Annotated in this window: 15 protein-coding genes; 8 read left to right on the forward strand and 7 right to left on the reverse strand. The window is 65.7% G+C overall.

What is annotated here, in order from left to right; all coding sequences use genetic code 11:
• Positions 1 to 30 precede the first annotated feature (30 nt).
• Together ACVWY5_RS15430 and ACVWY5_RS15435 are read right to left on the reverse strand one after the other, a co-directional pair.
• Positions 31 to 972, reverse strand: a complete 942-nt coding sequence (locus ACVWY5_RS15430; protein WP_028332264.1) for an alpha/beta hydrolase — start codon at positions 970 to 972, stop codon at positions 31 to 33.
• A 119-nt stretch (positions 973 to 1,091) separates the two neighbouring features.
• Complete coding sequence (locus ACVWY5_RS15435) at positions 1,092 to 1,871, reverse strand: SDR family oxidoreductase (RefSeq protein ID WP_028332263.1); 780 nt, start codon at positions 1,869 to 1,871, stop codon at positions 1,092 to 1,094.
• A gap of 258 nt (positions 1,872 to 2,129) precedes the next feature.
• Here ACVWY5_RS15435 and ACVWY5_RS15440 point away from each other — a divergent pair, with 258 nt between their 5' ends.
• Positions 2,130 to 3,134, forward strand: coding sequence for a DUF2155 domain-containing protein (locus ACVWY5_RS15440; RefSeq protein WP_038377177.1), 1,005 nt, complete (start codon positions 2,130 to 2,132; stop codon positions 3,132 to 3,134).
• Between the two features lie 108 nt (positions 3,135 to 3,242).
• On the opposite strand, the gene aat is transcribed toward ACVWY5_RS15440, so the two are convergent.
• The gene (gene aat, locus ACVWY5_RS15445) at positions 3,243 to 3,923 is read right to left on the reverse strand and encodes a leucyl/phenylalanyl-tRNA--protein transferase (RefSeq protein WP_028332261.1); all 681 of its coding nucleotides are present in this window, start codon (positions 3,921 to 3,923) and stop codon (positions 3,243 to 3,245) included.
• A gap of 223 nt (positions 3,924 to 4,146) precedes the next feature.
• Between aat and ACVWY5_RS15450 the strand changes: the two genes are divergently transcribed.
• From ACVWY5_RS15450 to ACVWY5_RS15480, 7 genes are all read left to right on the forward strand, one after another.
• Positions 4,147 to 5,592, forward strand: a complete 1,446-nt coding sequence (locus tag ACVWY5_RS15450; RefSeq protein ID WP_018271403.1) for a DASS family sodium-coupled anion symporter — start codon at positions 4,147 to 4,149, stop codon at positions 5,590 to 5,592.
• 178 nt (positions 5,593 to 5,770) lie between these two features.
• Positions 5,771 to 7,090 (forward strand): MdtA/MuxA family multidrug efflux RND transporter periplasmic adaptor subunit, encoded by a 1,320-nt coding sequence (locus tag ACVWY5_RS15455; RefSeq protein ID WP_428841167.1) that lies wholly within the window; start codon positions 5,771 to 5,773, stop codon positions 7,088 to 7,090.
• A complete protein-coding gene (locus tag ACVWY5_RS15460) occupies positions 7,087 to 10,194 on the forward strand; it encodes an MdtB/MuxB family multidrug efflux RND transporter permease subunit (protein ID WP_028332259.1) in 3,108 nt (1,035 codons plus the stop codon). The genes ACVWY5_RS15455 and ACVWY5_RS15460 overlap by 4 nt, the downstream gene beginning before the upstream one ends.
• 3 nt (positions 10,195 to 10,197) lie before the next feature.
• Complete coding sequence (locus tag ACVWY5_RS15465) at positions 10,198 to 13,482, forward strand: efflux RND transporter permease subunit (RefSeq protein ID WP_028332258.1); 3,285 nt, start codon at positions 10,198 to 10,200, stop codon at positions 13,480 to 13,482.
• Positions 13,483 to 14,958, forward strand: coding sequence for an efflux transporter outer membrane subunit (locus ACVWY5_RS15470; RefSeq protein WP_456671676.1), 1,476 nt, complete (start codon positions 13,483 to 13,485; stop codon positions 14,956 to 14,958).
• An 8-nt stretch (positions 14,959 to 14,966) separates the two neighbouring features.
• On the forward strand, positions 14,967 to 15,275 hold the full coding sequence (locus ACVWY5_RS15475) for a hypothetical protein (protein ID WP_028332256.1): 309 nt from the start codon (positions 14,967 to 14,969) through the stop codon (positions 15,273 to 15,275).
• Between the two features lie 11 nt (positions 15,276 to 15,286).
• Positions 15,287 to 15,613, forward strand: a complete 327-nt coding sequence (locus tag ACVWY5_RS15480) for a BA14K family protein (protein ID WP_244482490.1) — start codon at positions 15,287 to 15,289, stop codon at positions 15,611 to 15,613.
• Positions 15,614 to 15,638: 25 nt separating this feature from the next.
• Here the strand turns inward: ACVWY5_RS15480 and ACVWY5_RS15485 are convergent, their stop codons facing one another.
• The 4 genes from ACVWY5_RS15485 to ACVWY5_RS15500 form a co-directional block, all read right to left on the reverse strand.
• Positions 15,639 to 16,274, reverse strand: coding sequence for a hypothetical protein (locus ACVWY5_RS15485; protein WP_028332254.1), 636 nt, complete (start codon positions 16,272 to 16,274; stop codon positions 15,639 to 15,641).
• A 203-nt stretch (positions 16,275 to 16,477) separates the two neighbouring features.
• The gene (locus ACVWY5_RS15490; protein WP_028332253.1) at positions 16,478 to 17,569 is read right to left on the reverse strand and encodes a sensor histidine kinase; all 1,092 of its coding nucleotides are present in this window, start codon (positions 17,567 to 17,569) and stop codon (positions 16,478 to 16,480) included.
• Complete coding sequence (locus ACVWY5_RS15495; protein WP_028332252.1) at positions 17,566 to 18,006, reverse strand: response regulator; 441 nt, start codon at positions 18,004 to 18,006, stop codon at positions 17,566 to 17,568. The genes ACVWY5_RS15490 and ACVWY5_RS15495 overlap by 4 nt, the downstream gene beginning before the upstream one ends.
• Positions 18,003 to 19,532 carry a sensor histidine kinase gene (locus ACVWY5_RS15500; RefSeq protein WP_038377175.1) on the reverse strand — a complete coding sequence of 510 codons (1,530 nt, stop codon included), beginning with the start codon at positions 19,530 to 19,532 and terminating at the stop codon, positions 18,003 to 18,005. Before ACVWY5_RS15500 ends, ACVWY5_RS15495 begins: the two co-directional genes overlap by 4 nt.
• Positions 19,533 to 19,617: the final 85 nt, after the last annotated feature.

The following is a 19,617-nucleotide window of genomic DNA, read 5'->3' on the forward strand; positions in this document are numbered from 1 at the left end:
CGCCAGCCACGTCGCAGCGGGCCCGATTGCTCAGCCCAGCGTCTTCAGCCAGGCGCTGATCTCGGTCACCGCGATGTTGGCCTGATTGAGCAGCTTGCCCATGGTGAAGAAGCCGTGGAACTGGCCGGGGAAATGCCGATAGGTCACCGGCACGCCGGCGTCCTTGAGGAATTTCGCATACTCGTCGCCTTCGTCGCGCAACGGATCGGCGCCGGCGGTCAGCACATAGGCGGGCGGCAATCCGGCAAAGTCCTTCGCGCGCGCCGGCGAGGCACGCCAGTCGTTGTTGTCGGCGTCGCCGAGATAATGGTTGGCGAACCAGCCGATCACCGAATGCGTCAGGAGGATGCTGGTCTCGGGCTCGCGATGCGAGGGATGCTTCCGCGAGAAATCTGTTGCGGGATAGATCAGCAGCTGGGCGGCAAGCTTCGGCCCGCCGTCGCGGGCGGTGAGGGCAACCACGGCCGCGAGGTTGCCGCCGGCGCTGTCGCCGCCGACGATCAGGCGCTCGCCGTCGATGCCGAGATCCCCGGCATTGGCGGCGACCCATCGGGTCGCGGTGACGGCGTCGTCCACCGCGGCAGGGAAACGATGCTCGGGCGCGAGGCGATAATCGATCGAGATCACGATCAGCTCGCCCTCATGGGCAAGCTTCTGGCAGACCACCTCATGGGTATCGAGATCGCCGATCACCCAGCCGCCGCCGTGGAAGAACACCAGGCAGGGCGCGAGCCCGTCTTTCTTGCGCAGCGTGTTCGGCGTGTAGATGCGGGCAGGGATCGTGCCGTGCGGCGCCGGGATCGCGTGCGGCTTGCTCGATTCCAGCGCGGGCGGCTCGGGATTGGAGACGACGCGGGCGGCTCGATAATAGTCGCGCGCTTCCAGCGCGGTCAGCGTCTCATAGGCGGGCCGGCCGGCCTCCTGGAACGCCTTGTAGACGGCAGCGGCATCGGGATCGAGAACGACGGGCATGGACAACAAACCTTCTTGTGATGCTTGGTGATGTCATTCCGGGGCGATGCGAGCATCGAACCCGGAATCTCGAGATTCCGGGTCTGGTGCTTAGGCACCATCCCGGAATGACAGTGGCCCTAGGCGGCGGTGCGGCCGCCGTCGACGGTGTAGGCGGAGCCGGAGACGTAGCTCGCCTCGTCGGAGGCAAGAAAAGCGACGACGGAGGCGACCTCGCTTGCGAGGCCGAGCCGGCGCGCCGGGATGCGGTCGACGATCTTCTCGATCGGCGGCGGCGCGTTGCCGCCGGAGCGGCCCTGCAGGATCGTGCTCAGCATCCGGCTCTCGATCATGCCGGGGCAGACGCAATTGACCCGCACGCCGGTGCCGGTGCATTCCCAGGCCGCGCTCTTGGTCAGCCCGATCACCGCGTGCTTGCTCGCGCTGTAGACCGCGATCATCGGCGATCCCACGAGGCCGGCGATCGAGGCGGTGTTGATGATGCTGCCCTTGTTCTGCTTCAGCATGACAGGCAGCACATGCTTCATGCCGAGGAAGACGCCGACGACATTGACGTCGAGCACCCGGCGGAAGCTCTCCAGCGAATATTCAGGGATCGGCCTGATGTCGCCCTCGACGCCGGCGTTGTTGTAGAAGGCATCGATGGTGCCGAAGCGATCGACGGCGGCGCGGACATAGTCCTTGACCTCCTCCTCGTCGGTGACGTCGGCTTCGATTGCGAGGGCCTCGGCCGAGGCGGGCAGGTCCTTGATGGCGGTTTTGAGATCGGCGCCCTTGCGGTCGACTGCGACAATCCGCGCACCCCGTTCGGCGAGCAGTTGGAGCGAGGCGGTTCCGATGACGCCGGCAGCCCCGGTGACGATGGCGACCCGGCCGTCGAGCCTGATGCGATCGGGCATGGTGGGTTTCCTCTGGCTGGTCCGGTTCGATCCGGATTTTCCTGATTTTCACGCGTGGCCGCGTGGCTTGAGCGTGAGGACTATCACACGTGTTCCCAGGAGTGACCAGAGGGTGACCAGAGGCTGAGCAGTTGCGCCGGGGAGAGGTGGCCGGGTGCCCTTTCCCCGCCGTATTCGGCGTGTTAACCGATGGCCTGCGAGCGGCCGATATCAAGGTAGACTGTCGCGAGCCCGATTCGCCCTTTAAAGCCGCGCGAGATGCTTCGAACCGTTGCCCTGACTGGCTTTGCGGCCCTGGTTGCCGCCTCAACCATCTCGCTTGCGCCGCCTGCGCGCGCGCAGATCGGAACGATTTTCTCCGATCCCGCGCCGCGTCCGCCCGGCGCGATCCCGCGTGGTCAGCCGGCCCCTCCCAGCGACGACGACGAGGAAGTGCCGGAATTGCCGCGCGGCCGCCTGCTGCCGACACAGCCGCGGGCGCTGCCGCCAGGCCAGGCGGTGCCGCCGCCCGGTAGCGTGCAGTCGCAGCCGCTGGCGCCGCCGCCCGGCTCGCCGGTGGCTCCGCAGGGCACCCAGCCCGGTGTCGCCGTGCAGCCGCCGCAACCCGGCGGTCCCGCCGTTGCCAATACGCCGCCCGGCGCCAACCCGCTGCCGCCGGGGCAGCGTCCCAAGGGCACGCCCCAGGGCACTCCGCCGCAGACGCCTGCCGCGTTGCAGCCGGGCGACGAGGTCGTGCAGGAGCCGCCGTCGACCAAGATCACCAACAAGAAGGCGAGCTTCTCCGGTCTCGACAAGATCACCGGGCGCATCATCAATTTCGACGAGGATATCGGCGAGACCGTGCAGTTCGGCGCGCTGCGGGTGAAGACCGATGCCTGTTACACGAGGCCGTCGACGGAAGCCGCCAACACCGACGCCTTTGTCGAGGTCGACGAGATCACCTTGCAGGGCGAGGTGAAGCGGATCTTCTCGGGCTGGATGTTCGCGGCAAGCCCCGGCCTGCACGGCGTCGAGCATCCGATCTACGACATCTGGCTGACCGACTGCAAAGGGCCGGACCAGACCATCGTGACCGCCGCGCCCGATCCGCCGAAGGCGCCGACGCCGCCTCCGCCGCCGGCCCAGAAGCGCGCGCCGCAGAAGCAGGCCGCGCCGCGTCCGCCGCCGCAGCCGCTGCCGCAATACCAGCAGCAGCCGCCACCTCCGCCGCCCCAGCAACAGCAGCGCCCGGGCGGGTTGTTCGGCGGATTGTTCGGGAACTAGCAAGCACGGCGTAGCCCGGATGGAGCGAAAGCGAAATCCGGGGTCTTCTCCGCGGAGAGACTTTCCCGGATTGCGCTTCGCTGCATCCGGGCTACGTGCACCACAAGATCAATTGCGCGCGGCGATGATTGCCAGCGCGTCGGCACCTTTGACCGGCTGGGTGGCGTCGAGCTTGCGGAAATCCGCCGGCGCGCCCGTGATCGCCTTGTCGAGCAGCGTGCGATAGCGGCGGCGCGAGATCTCGATCGCGCCGAACGTCCTCAGGTGCTCCGTCACATATTGCGTGTCGAGCAGCTCGAACCCGCCCGCCATCAGCCGCGCCACCAGATGCACCAGCGCGACCTTCGATGCGTCGCGCGTGGTGTGAAACATGCTTTCGCCGAAGAAGGCGCGGCCGAGGCTGACGCCGTAGAGCCCGCCGACCAGATCGTCGTCCTGCCAGACCTCGACGCTGTGGCAATGGCCCGACGCATACAGCCCGACATAGAGATCGCGGATGCGCCTGTTGATCCAGGTGTCGTCGCGGCCGGGCTGCGGCGCCGCGCAGCCGGCGATCACGGCCTTGAACGCGGTATCGACGGTGACGGTGAAGGCATCCGAGCGCACGGTGCGCGCGAGGCGAGAGGCGACACGGAAGCCGTCGAACGGAATCACGCCGCGCAATTCCGGCTCGACCCAGAACAGGGTCGGATCGTCGGCGCTCTCCGCCATCGGGAAGATGCCGCAGGCATAGGCGCGCAGCAGCACCTCGGGCGTGATCTCGGAGGAGGCGGAGTCGCGTGACGTCATGCCGCCAAGGATAGCAAAGCGCGGGCGGTCTTGCGATGGGGGCTGCCACCGGGACGCTACGTGTTGACGAAACGCGCCGGTTCCTCCACAAGCCGCGCCGTTCCGCCGCAGTTTCCCGAGACGGACTGCGCGGTCGTGCTAGATTGCAACAAAAAGATGGCGGCGCTGCCGGGACAAGGTGGCTCGCGCGCCCGACAATCGACACAGGTGAGGGGGACGCTGCATGAAATGGTCATGGCGGACGTTTGCGCCGTTGCTGGTCTGGCTGGTGATCTATCTGGTCCCGGTGCCTTCGGGGCTGAACGCCAATCAGTGGCACTATTTCGCGGTGTTCGCCGCCGTGATCACCGGGCTGATCCTTGAATCGATGCCGGTCGGCGCAGTCGGTCTGATCGGCCTGACGGTCGCCGGCATCGGCGGCTATGTCGAGCACGACCCGAACAAATCGCTGCGCTGGATGCTCGGCGGCTTTTCCGAGAGCACGGTGTGGCTGATCGTCGGCGCCTTCGTGTTCTCGATCGGCTATCGCAAGAGCGGGCTCGGCCGCCGGCTGGCGCTGCTCTTGGTGCGCGGCCTCGGCCGCCGCACCATCGGGCTCGGCTACGCGGTGGCGTTCTCCGATCTCGTGCTGGCGCCGGCGACGCCGTCCAACACCGCACGCTCGGGCGGCACCATCTATCCGATCGTCAGCAACATCCCGCGCATCTACGGCTCCGAGCCCGGCCCGACCGCGGGCAAGATCGGCACCTTCGTGATGTGGACCGCGTTCGCGACCACGGCCGTCACCAGCTCGCTGTTCCTGACCGCGCTGGCGCCGAACGCCGCCGCGCTCTCGATCGCCAAGAAGCTCGTCAACATCGAGGTCGGCTGGTCGCAATGGTTCATCGGCTTCGCGCCACTCGGGATCCTCTTGCTGCTGCTGGTGCCGCTGCTCAGCTATCTGGTCTGCCGGCCCGAGATCAAGGAGAGCCCGGAGATCGTGACCTGGAGCGAGGGCGAGCTCGCCAAGATGGGGCCGCCGTCGCGGCACGAATGGATCATGGCGGTGCTGGTGGTGCTCGCGATGTTCCTGTGGATCTGCGGCTCCAATCCCAATATCAGCGTGCCGCTGCTCGGCTCGAACTTCATCAACGCGACCACGGTCGTGTTCGTCGTGATCTCGCTGATGCTGCTGACCGGCGTGATCGCGTTCGAGGACATCGTCGCGGAGAAGAGCGCGTGGGAGGTATTTTTCTATTTCACCTCGCTGCTCACGCTGTCGTCGGGCCTCAACGAGATCGGCTTCATCAAATGGGTCGCCGAGGGCTATGCCAAGCCGCTCTCCGGCACGTCGCCGCTGGTCGGGATGATCCTGCTCGTCACCTTCTTCTTCTGGATCCACTATTTCTTCTCGAGCATCACCTCGCATACCGCCGCCGTGCTGCCGGTGGTGCTCGCCGTCGGCTCCAGCATTCCCGGCCTGTCGGTACAGACCTTGATGCTGCTCTGCGTCTATTCGCTGGGCCTGATGGGCGTGATCTCGCCCTATGCCACGGGACCGGCGCCGATGTATTACGGCAGCGGCTATATCGGCAAAGGCGACTTCTGGAAATTCGGGCTGATCTTCGGCCTGATCTACTTTGCCGGATTGTTGCTGATCGTGTTGCCCTGGTTACAAATGATCGGGTAAAATAGCCACAATCCAGCGAGAAACAGCCGCCGACCGGGAAGGAGCACTTTCCTTTCCGATTCTTAACGCGCTTTGTCCGGCAGGAGCCTTCAAAATGCTTCGTCGGATGTGGCGCGCGCGGAGTTCAGGGGACACATAGAGCCGCGCGAGCTCGTTCGTGTTTCTTCGTGGGCAAGTTATGGACCAGCAGATCAAAGACCCGTCGATTTTAGCGCCCGAGCAAACCAGGCGAGGTTCGCGTTGGCGGGGGTTTCTGACGGGATGTCTCGTGTTGGCGGTGCTGGCAGGCATCGTCTGGTGGACGCGGCAGCAGGCCGCGCCGCCGCAGGCCGGTGGCGGGCGCAACGCCGGGCCGATGTCGATCGTGCCGGAGACGATCGGCAAGGGCGATATCGGCGTCAGCCTGAATGCGCTCGGCACCGTGACGTCGCTCGCGACCGTGACGATCAGGAGCCAGATCAGCGGCTATCTGATGAAGATCGATTTCAAGGAGGGCGACGAGGTCAGGAAAGGCGACCTGATCGCCGAGATCGATTCGCGCCCCTATGAGGCGACGCTGGCGCAGGCCAAGGGCCAGCTCGCCCGCGACGAGGCGCAGCTGAAGGGCGCCCAGGTCGATCTCACCCGCTACCAGAACCTCGCTGCGCAGAACGCGGTGCCGCACCAGACGCTCGACACCCAGGTCGCGCTGGTCGCGCAGTATCAGGGCACGGTGGAAGCCGATCGCGCCTCGGTGAAGTCGGCCGAGGTGAATTTGCAATATTGTCACATCGTGTCGCCGATCAACGGGCGCGTCGGACTGCGCCAGGTTGATCTCGGCAACTATGTGACGCCGGGCGATACCAACGGCCTCGTCGTGATCACGCAGCTCGAGCCGATCAGCGTGCTGTTCACGCTGCCGGAGGACAATCTGCAGGCGGTCGCGAAGCGGTTGAAGGAGGGCGCGGTGCTGCCGGCGGCGGCCTATGACCGCAGCGGCGCCAACAAGCTCGCCGAGGGATCGTTGCAGACCTTCGACAGCCAGATCGATGCGACCACCGGTACCATCAAGCTGCGCGCGCAGTTCGAGAACGACAAGCGCACACTGTTTCCGAACCAGTTCGTCAACGTCCGCCTGCTGCTCGATACCCACAAGGATGCGACGACGATGTCGACCGCCGGCATCCAGCGCGGCGTCCCCGGCACCTTCGTCTATCTGGTCAACGGCGACAGCACGGTCTCGGTGCGGCCGGTGAAGCTCGGCGTCACCGACGGTGACCGGGTCGAGGTGCTGTCCGGGCTCGTGGCCGGCGATCGCATCGTGATCGACGGCGCCGACAAGCTGCGCGAGGGCGCCAAGGTGGTTGTGCGCTCCGCCGCCGATGCCGCGAACCCGGCCGCTGCGGCCAAGGGGGCGGCGAGTGGCGCGGCGAAGGGAGACGGCAAGGGAGATAGTAAGGACGGCGCTGATCCCGGAGGCGGCCACCACAAGCGGTCCGAGGACGGGCAGAAAAAATGAACCCGTCGCGGCCATTCATCCTGCGGCCGGTGGCGACGACCCTGATGATGATCGCCATCATGCTGTCGGGCATGCTGGCGTTCAGATTTCTCCCGGTCGCGGCGCTGCCGGAGGTCGACTATCCGACCATCCAGGTGCAGACGTTTTATCCGGGCGCGAGCCCCGACGTGATGACCTCGTCGGTAACGGCGCCGCTCGAGGTGCAGTTCGGCCAGATGCCGAATCTGACCCAGATGAGCTCGGTGAGCTCGGCGGGCTCGTCCGTGATCACGCTGCAATTCGGCCTGTCGATCTCGCTCGACGTCGCCGAGCAGGAGGTGCAGGCCGCGATCAATGCCGCGGGCAATCTGCTGCCGTCGGACCTGCCGGCGCCGCCGATCTACGCCAAGGTCAATCCGGCCGATGCACCGATCCTGACCCTCGGCCTGACCTCGAAGACCATGCCGCTGACCCAGGTGCAGGATTTCGTCGACACGCGGCTGGCGCAGAAGATCTCGCAGCTGCCCGGCGTCGGCCTCGTCAGCATCAGCGGCGGCCAGCGGCCCGCGGTGCGCATCCAGGCCGATATCCGCAAGCTCGCGGCCTATGGCCTCAACATCGACGATCTCCGTACCACGCTCGGCAACGCCAACGTCAACACGCCGAAGGGCAATTTCGACGGCGCGATGCGCGCCTACACCATCAATGCCAACGACCAGATCCGCAATGCCAGTGACTACCGCTCGCTGATCATCGCCTACAAGAACGGCTCGCCGGTCCGCCTCAGCGATGTCGGCAACGTCGTCGACGGCGCGCAGAACGACAAGCTCGGCGCCTGGATGAACGAGACGCCGGCGATCATCCTCAACATCCAGCGCCAGCCCGGCGCCAACGTCATCTCGGTGGTGCAGGGCATCAAGGATCTGCTTCCGCAGCTGCAGGCCACGCTGCCGGCCGCGATCGACCTCAATATCCTGACTGACCGCACCGTCACGATCCGGGCCTCGGTGCGCGACGTCGAATACGAGCTGTCGCTCGCCGTGATCCTGGTCGTGCTAGTGATCTTCGTGTTCCTGCGCTCGACCCGCGCCACGCTGATCCCGAGCCTGTCGGTGCCGCTCTCGCTGGTCGGCACGCTGGGCGCGATGTATCTGTTCGGCTTCAGCCTGAACAATCTGTCGCTGATGGCGCTGACGATCGCGACCGGCTTCGTGGTCGACGACGCCATCGTCGTGATCGAGAACATCTCGCGCTATATCGAGGAGGGCGAATCTCCGCTCGAGGCGGCGCTGCGCGGCTCCGAGCAGATCGGCTTCACCATCATCTCGCTGACGGTGTCGCTGATCGCGGTGCTGATCCCGCTGTTGTTCATGGGCGACGTCGTCGGCCGCCTGTTCCGCGAATTCGCCATCACGCTGTCGGTCACGATCCTGATCTCGGCCGTGGTGTCGCTGACCCTGGTGCCGATGGCCTGTGCGAAGCTGCTGAAGCCGGAGGCCATGACGCGCGAGAACACCTTCCAGCGGCTCAGCCGCGAAGGCTTCGATGCCGTGATCGCGATCTACGCCCGGATGCTCAACTGGGTGCTGGATCGCCAGACCTTCGTGCTGCTGATCGCGCTCGCCACCTTTGGTCTGACGGCGCTGCTCTATGTCGTCATCCCCAAGGGCTTCTTTCCAGTGCAGGACACCGGCGTGATCCAGGCGATCTCCGAGGCGCCGCAATCGGTGTCCTATGCGGCGATGGCCGAGCGGCAGCAGCGGCTCGCCAGCGCGATCCTGAAGGATCCGGACGTGCAGAGCCTGTCGTCGTTCATCGGCGTCGACGGCACCAACACCACGCTGAACAGCGGCCGCATCCTGATCAATCTGAAGCCGCATGAGCAGCGCAAGGCTAATGTCTCGACGATCATGGACCGGATCAAGGCGAGCACGGCGGCGCTGACCGGCATCACGCTCTACATGCAGCCGGTCCAGGACCTCACCATCGAAGGCACGGTGAGCCGGACGCAGTATCAGTTTATCCTGCAGGATGCTGATCCGAACGAGCTTGCGGAATGGACGCCGAAGCTGGTCGACAAGCTCCGGGAATTGCCAGAGCTCAGTGACGTCACCAGCGATATTTCGGCGCAAGGGCTTTCGGTGTTCGTCGACATCGACCGCGACCAGGCTGCGCGGTTCGGCATCACGCCGGCGACGATCGACAACGCGCTGTACGATTCCTACGGCCAGCGCATCGTCTCGACCGTCTTTACCAATTCGAACCAGTACCGCGTGATCCTGGAAGCCGATCCGTCGCTGCAGGCTTCGCTGGATTCGCTGTCGTCGATCTATCTGCCGTCATCGGTGGGCTCGACGCCAGTGCCGCTGTCGGTGATGGCCAAGATGCGGGTGGAGACCGCGCCGTTGCAGATCTCGCATCTCGGCCAGTTCCCGTCGGCGACGGTCTCGTTCAACCTCGCGCCCGGGGCGTCGCTCGGCGGGGCAGTGACGGCGATCAAGCAGGCCCAGGCCGACATCAACCAGCCGCTCGGCATGATCACGAGCTTCCAGGGCGCGGCGCTGGCGTTCCAGTCCTCGCTCTCCAACCAGCTGTTCCTGATCCTGGCCGCGATCATCACGGTCTATATCGTGCTCGGCGTGCTCTATGAGAGCTTCATCCATCCTTTGACCATCCTCTCGACGCTGCCCTCGGCCGGCATCGGCGCGCTGCTGGCGTTGATGATGGCCGGCCAGGATCTCACCATCATCGCGATCATCGGCATCATTCTCCTGATCGGCATCGTGAAGAAGAATGCGATCATGATGATCGATTTTGCGCTCGACGCCGAGCGCAACGAGGGCAAGCCGCCGCGGGAGGCGATCTACCAGGCCTGCCTGCTGCGGTTCCGGCCGATCATCATGACGACGATGGCAGCTGTCCTCGGCGCGCTGCCGCTGATGCTCGGCAGCGGCGCGGGGTCCGAGCTGCGGCATCCGCTCGGTATCTCGATCGTCGGCGGCCTCTTGGTGAGCCAGCTGCTGACGCTGTTCACGACACCGGTGATCTATCTCTGGTTCGATCGCCTCGCGCTGCGGTTTGCCGGGCGGGCAGACGAGATCGGCGAGGCGAGCGGGTCGCGTTGAGCCATGGAACCGTCAACGCCCTTCATCCGTAGGCCGGTAGCGACCACGCTGTTGACGTTCGGGCTCGCGGCGGCCGGCATCGTCGCGTTCTTCAAGCTGCCGGTGTCGCCGCTGCCGCAGGTGGATTTCCCGACCATCTCGGTGCAGGCGACGCTGCCCGGCGCCAGCCCGCAGGATGTCGCGACCACGGTCGCCAGTCCGCTCGAGCGCCATCTCGGCCAGATCGCCGATGTCACCGAGATGACGTCGTCGAGCTCGGTCGGCGCGACCCGCATCACGCTGCAGTTCGGGCTGAACCGCGACATCAACGGCGCGGCGCGCGACGTGCAGGCCGCGATCAATGCGGCGCGCGCCGACCTGCCGACCAGCCTGCGCAGCAATCCGACCTACCGCAAGGTCAACCCGGCCGACGCGCCGATCCTGATCCTGACGCTGACGTCGGATACGCTGACGCGCGGCGATCTCTACGACGCCGCCTCCACCGTGCTGGCGCAGAAGCTGTCGCAGGTCGAGGGCATCGGCGAGGTGGTGGTCGGCGGCAGCTCGCTGCCGGCCGTGCGCGTCGATCTGATCCCGCAGGCGCTCTACAAATACGGCATCGGGCTGGAAGACGTCCGCGCGGCGCTGTCGAGCGCCAACGCCCACAGCCCGAAGGGCGGCATCGACGTCGGCGACCAGCGCTACCAGGTCTACGCCAACGACCAGGCCAACAAGGCCGACGACTACAGATCGCTGATCGTGGCCTACCGCAATGGCGCGCCGGTTCATCTCTCCGACGTCGGCGAGGTGGCCGACGGCGTCGAGAATTTGCGCAATGCCGGGCTCGCCAACGGCAAGCCGGCGGTGCTGATCATCCTCTACCGGCAGCCGAACGCCAATATCATCTCGACCGTCGACCTCGTGAAGGGGCTGATGCCGCAGCTGCAGGCGTCGGTCTCGCCGGCGATCGATATCGGCTTTGCGGTCGACCGTTCGACCACCATCCGCACCTCGCTCCGGGACGTCGAACGAACCCTGGTTCTGGCGGTGCTGCTGGTCATCATCGTGGTGTTCGCGTTCCTGCGCAATGCGCGCGCCACGTTCATTCCGGTAGTGGCGGTCTCGGTGTCGCTGGTCGCGACCTTCGGGGCGATGTACCTGTTCGGCTACAGCCTCGACAATCTCTCCCTGATGGCGCTGACGGTCGCGACCGGCTTCGTGGTCGACGACGCCATCGTGGTGCTGGAGAACGTCACCCGTTACATCGAGGACGGCCTGAGCCCGCTCGAGGCGGCGCTGAAGGGCGCCAACGAGGTCGGCTTCACCGTGCTGTCGATGAGCATCTCGCTGATCGCGGTATTCATCCCGATCCTGCTGATGGCCGGCATCGTAGGGCGGCTGTTCCGCGAGTTCGCGATGGTGATCTCGATCTCGATCCTGATCTCGCTCGCGGTCTCGCTGGCGACCACGCCGATGATGTGCGCCGTGCTGCTCAAGCCGGACGCCGGCGGCCATGGCCGGCTCTATTGGGCGAGCGAGCGCTTCTTCGAGGCGATGCTGAATTTCTACCGCAGAACGCTGACCGCGGCGCTGGCGCATCCGCTGTTGGTGATGCTGATCCTGGCGGCGGTGTTCGGCCTCAACTTCTATCTCTACGACGTAATCCCGAAAGGCTTCTTCCCGCAGCAGGACACCGGCCGGCTGGTCGGCTCGATCCAGGCCGACCAGAGCGTGTCGTTCCAGCTGATGCAGCAGAAGCTCGCGCAGTTCGTCGGCATCATCAAGCGCGATCCGGCGGTGGAGACGGCGGTCGGCTTCACCGGCGGCGGGCAAACCAATTCCGGCTTCGTGTTCGTCTCACTGCGTCCGCTCGATGAGCGCAAGATCGGCGCCGACGGCGTGATCGCGCGGCTGCGCCGCGAGATGTCGGTGGTGCCGGGCGCGAGCCTGTTCCTGCAGGCGGTGCAGGACATCCGGGTCGGGGGCAGGGCCTCGAACGCGCAGTATCAGTACACCCTGCAGGGATCGACGCTGGAGGAGCTCAATGAATGGACGCCGAAGATCGCGGCGGCCCTGCAGCGCGATCCGAACCTCGCCGACGTCAACAGCGACCAGCAGAACAAGGGCCTGGAATCCGATCTCGTGATCGACCGCGACGCGGCGGCCCGGCTCGGCATCACGGTGAGCCAGATCGACAACACCCTCTACGACGCCTTCGGCCAGCGGCAGGTGTCGACGATCTATGTCGCGCGCAACCAGTATCACGTCATCATGGAGGTCGCGCCGCGCTACTGGCAGAATCCGGAGACGCTGAAGGACGTCTATATCAGCACGTCCGGCGGTTCGGTCGGCGGCTCGCAATCGACTAACGCGGTGGCGGGCACCGTGGTGGCGCCGGGCACCTCGAGCGCGGCCAGTGCGGCCAACGCCCAGGCGGCGCGCAACCAGGCGACCAATTCGATCGGTTCGACCGGGAAGGGCGTGGCCTCGACCGGATCGGCCGTCTCCACCAGCAGCGAGACCATGATCCCGTTGTCGGAAGTTGCAGCATTCAAGCAGGGCGCGACGCCGCTTGCTGTCAATCACCAGGGCCGGTTGGTCGCCAACACCATCTCGTTCAACCTGCCGCCGAACGTGTCGCTGAGCACGGCGGTCGGCAGCATCGAGGCGACCATGAACCGGATCGGGGTCCCGGCCACGATCCGCGGCACCTTCCAGGGTACCGCCAAGGCGTTCCAGGACTCGCTGAGCAACCAGCCGTTCCTGATCCTGGCCGCGCTGGTGACGATCTACATCGTGCTGGGCGTGCTCTACGAAAGCTACATCCATCCGCTGACCATCCTGTCCACACTGCCCTCGGCGGGTGTGGGCGCCTTGCTGGCGCTGATGGCATTCAAGACCGAGTTCAGTATCATGGCGCTGATCGGCGTCATCCTGCTGATCGGCATTGTGAAGAAGAACGCGATCATGATGATCGACTTTGCGCTGGAGGCGGAACGCGGGCGCGGGCTGGAGCCGCTCGAGGCGATCCGGGAGGCCTGCCTGCTGCGCTTCCGCCCCATCATGATGACGACGATGGCCGCGCTGCTCGGGGCGGTGCCGCTGGCGATCGGCATGGGCGACGGCGGCGAGCTGCGGCAGCCGCTCGGCATCGCCATCGTCGGGGGCCTCATCCTGAGCCAGGTCCTCACGCTCTACACGACGCCGGTCATCTACCTCTATCTCGACCGGTTCCGCCTGTGGGCCCAGCGCGTGCGCCGCGGCGGCGCGATGCGGATGCCGGGCTCCTCACTTCAACCGGGCGAGTAAATGCCGACAGGTGCAGCGTTGCGAAATCTTCAGTTGATGCGCAAGCCGATCCGGCTTCTGCGCGTGGCGGCGCTCGGCGGCCTCAGCCTCGGTCTGTCCGGCTGTATTCCCGGGGCGGAGAAGCCCGAGCTCAGCCTGGAAGTGCCGGCGAGCTACAAGTCTGCGGCCAAGGGCGATGCCGATGCGGCTTTTCCGGCGCTCGCCTGGTGGCGCGGCTTCCGCTCGCCCGAACTGACCGGGCTGATGGAATCCGCGCAGCTCTACAATCTCGACATCGCGGTGGCGATCGCCCAGATCGTGCAGGCAGACGCCCAGGTCGGCGTTTCCGGCGCCGCGCTGCTGCCGTCCATCTCCGGATCGGCGAATGCCGAGCGCCAGCGTGTGGCGACGGGATCCAGTTCGTCGTTCGGCACCAGCGGCACCTTCTCGCAGTACAGCCTGGGGCTGAGCGCAAGCTACATCGTCGATTTCTGGGGCAAGAACCGCGCGACGCTGTCGGCCTCGGAGGAGAGCGCGACCGTCGCGCGCTACAATCGCGAGGTGGTCGCGCTGACCACGATGGCGACGGTCGCCAACACCTATTTCCAGCTGCTGGCGGCGCAGGACCAGATCAAGGTCACCCGTCGCAACCTCGCTGCGGCCGAGCGCATCCTTGCGCTGATCAAGTCGCAATTCGCCGGCGGCACCGCTTCGCAGCTCGATCTGTCGCAGCAGGAGGCGCTGGTCGCCACGCAGCGCGCGGCGATCCCGCCGCTCGAGGTAACGGTCGGGCAGAACATCGCGGCGCTCGCCGTGCTGGTGGCGCGCGCGCCGGCCGATTTCAAGGTGCGCGGCGGGTCCACCACCCAGATCGCGGTGCCGCGCGTCACGCCGGGACTGCCGTCGGAATTGCTCTACCAGCGGCCTGACGTCCGCGAGGCCGAGGCGCAGCTGGCGTCGTCCAATTTCAGCGTCGACGCGGCGCGCGCAGCATTCTTTCCGCAGATCCAGCTGACCGGCACCACCGGTTTCCAGAGCGCGGCGCTGGCCTCGCTGTTCGCGCCGGGCGCCTGGTATTACACGCTCGCCGCCGGGCTGACCCAGCCGCTGTTCGACGGCTTCCTGCTGGAGAGCCAGCTCAAGCTCGCCAAGGGCCAGCAGCTGCAAAACCTGCAGGCCTATCGCAAGGCGGTGCTGTCGGCCTTCGCCGATGTCGAGAAGGCACTGATCGCGTTGCAGAAGTACACATTGCAGGAGCGCCTGCAGTCCGACGTCGTCGCCGCCTCGCGCAAGGCGTTCGAGGTCGCCGAGACGCAGCTGCGCGGCGGTACGGTCAACCTGATCACGGTGCTGCAGGCGCAGCAGACGCTGTTCACGGCCGAGAACAATCTGGTCACGGTCCGGCTCAACAAGCTGCTGGCGGCAAGCAGCCTGTTCCAGGCGCTCGGCGGCGGCGGCTGGACGCCCGCCGGTACGCTGGCGGCGGCGGTGCCATGAGGTCAGCCATGCAGCGTTTCGCGACACTCCTCGTTGCCCTCGTCATCGCGCTCGGCGCATCGACCGGCGCGTCCCGCGCGCAGCAGCGGCCACCGAACAGCGTTCCGCTCGCCTTCGGCATGAGCGCCGACCAGGCCAGCCAGTCGCTCGGCGTTCCCCTGAATTACGTGCGCGGCACGCCGGGCAATGAATTGTTCGTCGCGCTGCCCAATGTCAGGGGCAGCGTGCTGTCGCGGCGCAGCGACGGGCTCTATCTGCAATTCGGCAAGGGACGCCTGATCGCCTGGAAGGGCGACTGGGGCACCCTTCCGCAATGAGGGTTTTCGCCATGATTGCCATCAGAGGACTGATCGCCTGCGCCGCCATCGCACTCAGCGTAGCCGCGGCGTCGGCCCAGCAGCGGCCGTTGCGCTACGGCAGCACCGGCGGCGCGTATTTCGACGGCAGGGACGACGACCGCGATTTTCGCAGCAACGGCTATTTCCCCGGCAATTTCGCGGCCGATCCCTTCAGCGCGGGGTTCGGTGCGGCCGGCCTGTTCGGCTCGACGCCATATCACTCCGCGCGACCCTATCCGTCGCAGGTCGTGTTTGGCGCACCGTGTCAGGATTGCCGTCCGCCCCGCGCACGCCGGCATCGCGGCAGGCACGAGTAAGGCGCTTCGCAGAGGCTTGATGCCTCTAGGCCCAGCGCAAGAGCTCGTCGATGATGCGCGGCTTCATCCAGCCGGCCTTGTCGATGATTTCGTTGCGCAGAGTGTCCTTTTCCATCTCGTATCCTTCATGCGAGATATCCCGGCTGCCGGTCGCGGTGATCCCGTACGTCTCGAGCAGGGCGTTGTGCCGCGCCTTCCACGCGATCACATGCTCGGTCATGACTTGCGTCACGGATGGAAGGAAACCGGGATGGCCTGCCAGGCCGCATGACGCCGTGGTCTGCGGGTCTCCTGCCAGCATGATCACGTTCCACTCGTCGTAGCCGATCAGCCCCATTTGCGCGTAGAGGAACGCGCCATGCGGTCCATCCCAGATATTTTGGTCGATGACCAGGAACGGCACCGCGTGGCAGTGGCCGTGCCGCGCCGTCATGTCGCGGTTGAAGGTCTCGGTACGGTCCTGCAATCGCTTGTTGGCCGCAGCGAACACGGCAAGGCGATTGTCTGCCGTCGGCACGATGCTGGCTTCGTCATCAGGCGCGAAACCTGCATCGCGCAGCATCGAGCCGATCAGCGGGTGATCCCACTGCTGCTTGTGAAAAGCGGGCGTCGCGCCGTCGGCGCCCGGCGCCGGACACACGGTCTCCTTGAGCTCGCCCAAGGTCGTTTCTTGCTTCTTTCCAAAAACTGGCCTGCGCCCGAACATCGCGTGCCGCTCCTGCCAAGCAGTTGGCACGAGCATCGCAAAGAACGCCCAGAACTTTCTTAACTGGTCAGGCCCGGCGCGCCGCGATTCATCAACAGCATGACGCAGTCGTTAAAGCGATCCGGACAAATCAATCGAATTTGCTGAAATTTGCGGCATTAGCTGGCGGCGGCGCTTGCCGATTTGTCGAGCGCCGGGCTGACGCGGGCGAACCGCACCACGAAGCGGGTGCCCTTGTGGCCGGGGTCGCGCTCGACGCTGGCATCGAGCTTGGCTGCCATCGCGCTGACGATCCGCTGGCCCATGCCGGTGCCGCGCGGATCGGCCTGGTCGGAAAAGCCGACCCCGTCGTCGCTGATCGCGAGCTGCAGATCGTCGCCTTGCGGCTTCAGCTCGACATGGATCGGGCCGGCGCCGTCGGGATAGGCGTATTTCACGGCGTTCATCACCAGCTCGTTGACGATGATGCCGATCGCGACCGCGCGGTCGGGATCGATCTCGATCGGGTCGGCCTTCAAGGTCAGCCGCGACATCTTGTTGCCTTCGGCCGATCGCCGGAGATCCTCGAGCAGTGCCTCGAGATACTGGTTGAGCATCACCGTTTTGAAGTCGTGCGAGGTGTAGAGGCGGCGGTGCACCTGTGCGACGGCCGCGACGCGCCCCATCGCGTTGGTGAGCGCGGCCTTCACATCCTGCTGGGTCGCGGAGTTGGCCTGCAGATGCAGCAGCGAGGCGATGATCTGCAGCGAATTGCCGACGCGATGGTTGACCTCGCGGAGCAGAACCTCACGCTCCGCGGCGAGCGCGGCATAGCGGTCGCGCGAGGCGTGCACCTCGGCCTCGGCCTCGTCGCGCGCCTTCTGGAGCGCGGCCTGCCGGATCGCGCCGTTCACCGCGACCTGGAGCAGGGGGATGAACTCGCCCCTGACGTCCTTGACCAGATAGTCCGCCGCGCCGGCCTTCAGCGCGGTGACGGCGATCGCCGAATCCTGCGACGCGGTGACGAACACCACCGGCGGAGCGTCCGGTATCTTGAGGATCTGCTCCAGGGTCTCCAGCCCATCGAGGCCGGGCATGTACTGATCGAGCGCGACGACGTCGATGCCGCCCTGGCCGAGCCGGTCGAGGCCTTCCTGGCCGCTTGCGGCGTGCACGACCTTGTAGCCTGCGCGCGTCAGCCCGCGTTCGACGAGGCGCGCCAGCGCCGCGTCGTCGTCGATGTAGAGCAGTGTCGGCGTTGCGCTGGTCATACGGCAGCCGGCGGCACCTGAATTACCGAAAAGAACAGGCCAAGCTGACGAATCGCGTTGGCAAAGCTTTCGTAGTTCACCGGCTTGGTGATGTAGACGTTGCAACCGAGCTCGTAGCAACGCTTGATCTCCTGGGAGTCGTCGGTCGTGGTCAGCACGACCACCGGCGTCGACTTGAGATATTTGTTCTCCTTGACCCGCTTCAGAATATCGATGCCGGTCATGTCGGGCAGATTGAGATCGAGCAGGATCAGCAGGGCCTGGCCCTTGCGCTCGACGGCGCTGCCATCCTTGCCGAACAGGTAGTTCACGGCCTCTGTACCGTTGGTGAACGGAATGATCTCATTGTTGACGCCCGAGCGCCGGATGTTCCGCTCAATCAGGCGGGCATGGCCCTCGTCGTCTTCGATCATGATGATGGTGACTGGATCACTCATGTCACTTTGTCCCGGTTCTTGCCTGACCAATTGATAGGCAGCGTGATCGTGAAGGTGCTGCCGTTGTGAAGTTCCGATGCTACCGACATGGTGCCGCCCAGTCTGCGCACAAGTGCGCGGACATGGGCAAGCCCGATGCCCTGACCGGGCTTGTCCTGGGTTCCGGCGCGACGGAACAAATCGAAGATGCGCTGGTGGTCCTTCGGATCGATGCCGCGGCCGTTGTCGGTGACCTCGAAGATCGCGAAGCCGAGCTTGGTGCGGCCCTCGATCGAAATCTCGCCGGGAACGCCGTTCCTGAGGTACTTGAGTGCGTTGTCGATCAGATTGGAGAAGATCTGCTCCAGCGCGAGGCGGTCGCTGACGATATTCGGCAACGCGCCGACCTCGACGGTCGCATTGGCCTCGACGGCCTGGTGAGCCACCGTCTTGACGATGCCGTCGATGAGCTCGCGCAGATCGATGCGCTCGGGCTTGAACTCGCGGCGGCCCTCGCGGGTGAGATTGAGGATCGCACTGATCAGGCGATCCATCTTGGCGATCGACGATTTGATGAAGCCGAGCGATTCATTGAAGTCGTCGGATAGCTGCTTGTCGGAGCCTTCGAGCTCGGGCTCGGCCACATCGGTCGCGTCTTCCGGCATCGCCGGCGCCAGCGAAGCGGCGCGATTGAGCGTGGCGATCCGCTTGAAGATGTCGCCGCGCAGTTCCTCGAGCTCGCTGGTGAAGCCCATGATGTTGACCAGCGGAGAGCGCAGATCGTGGCTGACGATATAGGCGAAGCGCTGGATTTCCTCGTTGGCCTCGCGCAGGTCGGAGGTGCGCTCGTCGACGATGGTTTCGAGATTGACGTTGCTGTCGCGCAGCCTGGCCTCGGCCTCGTCGCGCGCCCGCGACGATCGCCGCAGCAGCACGACCGAGAGAGCGGCGAGCGCCAGCACCATGCAGGAGCCGGCGATCGTGACGGAGGAGGCCAGCACCTGGGTCTTGTCCGCCGTCGCTGTGCGCAATGCCAGCAGACGATCCTCCTCGGTGCGGATGTCGCGGGCGATCCGGGCGATCGCCTCCACCGCATCGGTCGATGTGGTCTTGCGCAGGACGTCGATGCTGGTCGCCGTGTCGTTGTTCTTGACGCGCTCGATGCTGAGCGCGAACTCGGCCAGCCGTTGCTCGACGGCGGCTTTGAGCTTCGCGGCATTGGCGACCTGCGCCGGATTGTCCACGGTCATCATCTGGAGATGGTTGAGTGCGGCCGGGACTCCCGCTGCCGCGGACTGGTACTCGGACAGATATTGTGGTGCTGATGTCAGCAGATACGCCCTGGTCGCGCTTTCGGCGCGCCTGACGTCGAGCAGCAGGTTGGCAACCTGGCTCTCGGTCTCGACGGTGTGAATCACCCAGGCGTTGTCCTCGCGCGCCTTGTTGACCAGCAGGACCGACGCCACGCTGACCGCGACCAGCACGAAAAATCCCGCCGACAGCAGGAGGATCTGTAACGTCGACCGGCGTCGTGAAACGACCGTCACGACGATCTCGCTATGGGAGTGGGATTCAACGCGTCCCCGTGGAAAGCCAATAACCCTATAGTACGTTTGAGGAAGGGCTGGGTTC

The organism is Bradyrhizobium sp. USDA 3256 (assembly GCF_054058275.1).

Bases quoted from the DNA above. Each gene is read 5' to 3' on its own strand.
- ACVWY5_RS15430 (WP_028332264.1), bottom strand. From the start codon at position 972: ATGCCCGTCGTTCTCGATCCCGATGCCGCTGCCGTCTACAAGGCGTTC.
- ACVWY5_RS15435 (WP_028332263.1), bottom strand. From the start codon at position 1,871: ATGCCCGATCGCATCAGGCTCGACGGCCGGGTCGCCATCGTCACCGGG.
- ACVWY5_RS15440 (WP_038377177.1), top strand. From the start codon at position 2,130: ATGCTTCGAACCGTTGCCCTGACTGGCTTTGCGGCCCTGGTTGCCGCC.
- aat (WP_028332261.1), bottom strand. From the start codon at position 3,923: ATGACGTCACGCGACTCCGCCTCCTCCGAGATCACGCCCGAGGTGCTG.
- ACVWY5_RS15450 (WP_018271403.1), top strand. From the start codon at position 4,147: ATGAAATGGTCATGGCGGACGTTTGCGCCGTTGCTGGTCTGGCTGGTG.
- ACVWY5_RS15455 (WP_428841167.1), top strand. From the start codon at position 5,771: ATGGACCAGCAGATCAAAGACCCGTCGATTTTAGCGCCCGAGCAAACC.
- ACVWY5_RS15460 (WP_028332259.1), top strand. From the start codon at position 7,087: ATGAACCCGTCGCGGCCATTCATCCTGCGGCCGGTGGCGACGACCCTG.
- ACVWY5_RS15465 (WP_028332258.1), top strand. From the start codon at position 10,198: ATGGAACCGTCAACGCCCTTCATCCGTAGGCCGGTAGCGACCACGCTG.
- ACVWY5_RS15470 (WP_456671676.1), top strand. From the start codon at position 13,483: ATGCCGACAGGTGCAGCGTTGCGAAATCTTCAGTTGATGCGCAAGCCG.
- ACVWY5_RS15475 (WP_028332256.1), top strand. From the start codon at position 14,967: ATGCAGCGTTTCGCGACACTCCTCGTTGCCCTCGTCATCGCGCTCGGC.
- ACVWY5_RS15480 (WP_244482490.1), top strand. From the start codon at position 15,287: ATGATTGCCATCAGAGGACTGATCGCCTGCGCCGCCATCGCACTCAGC.
- ACVWY5_RS15490 (WP_028332253.1), bottom strand. From the start codon at position 17,569: ATGACCAGCGCAACGCCGACACTGCTCTACATCGACGACGACGCGGCG.
- ACVWY5_RS15495 (WP_028332252.1), bottom strand. From the start codon at position 18,006: ATGAGTGATCCAGTCACCATCATCATGATCGAAGACGACGAGGGCCAT.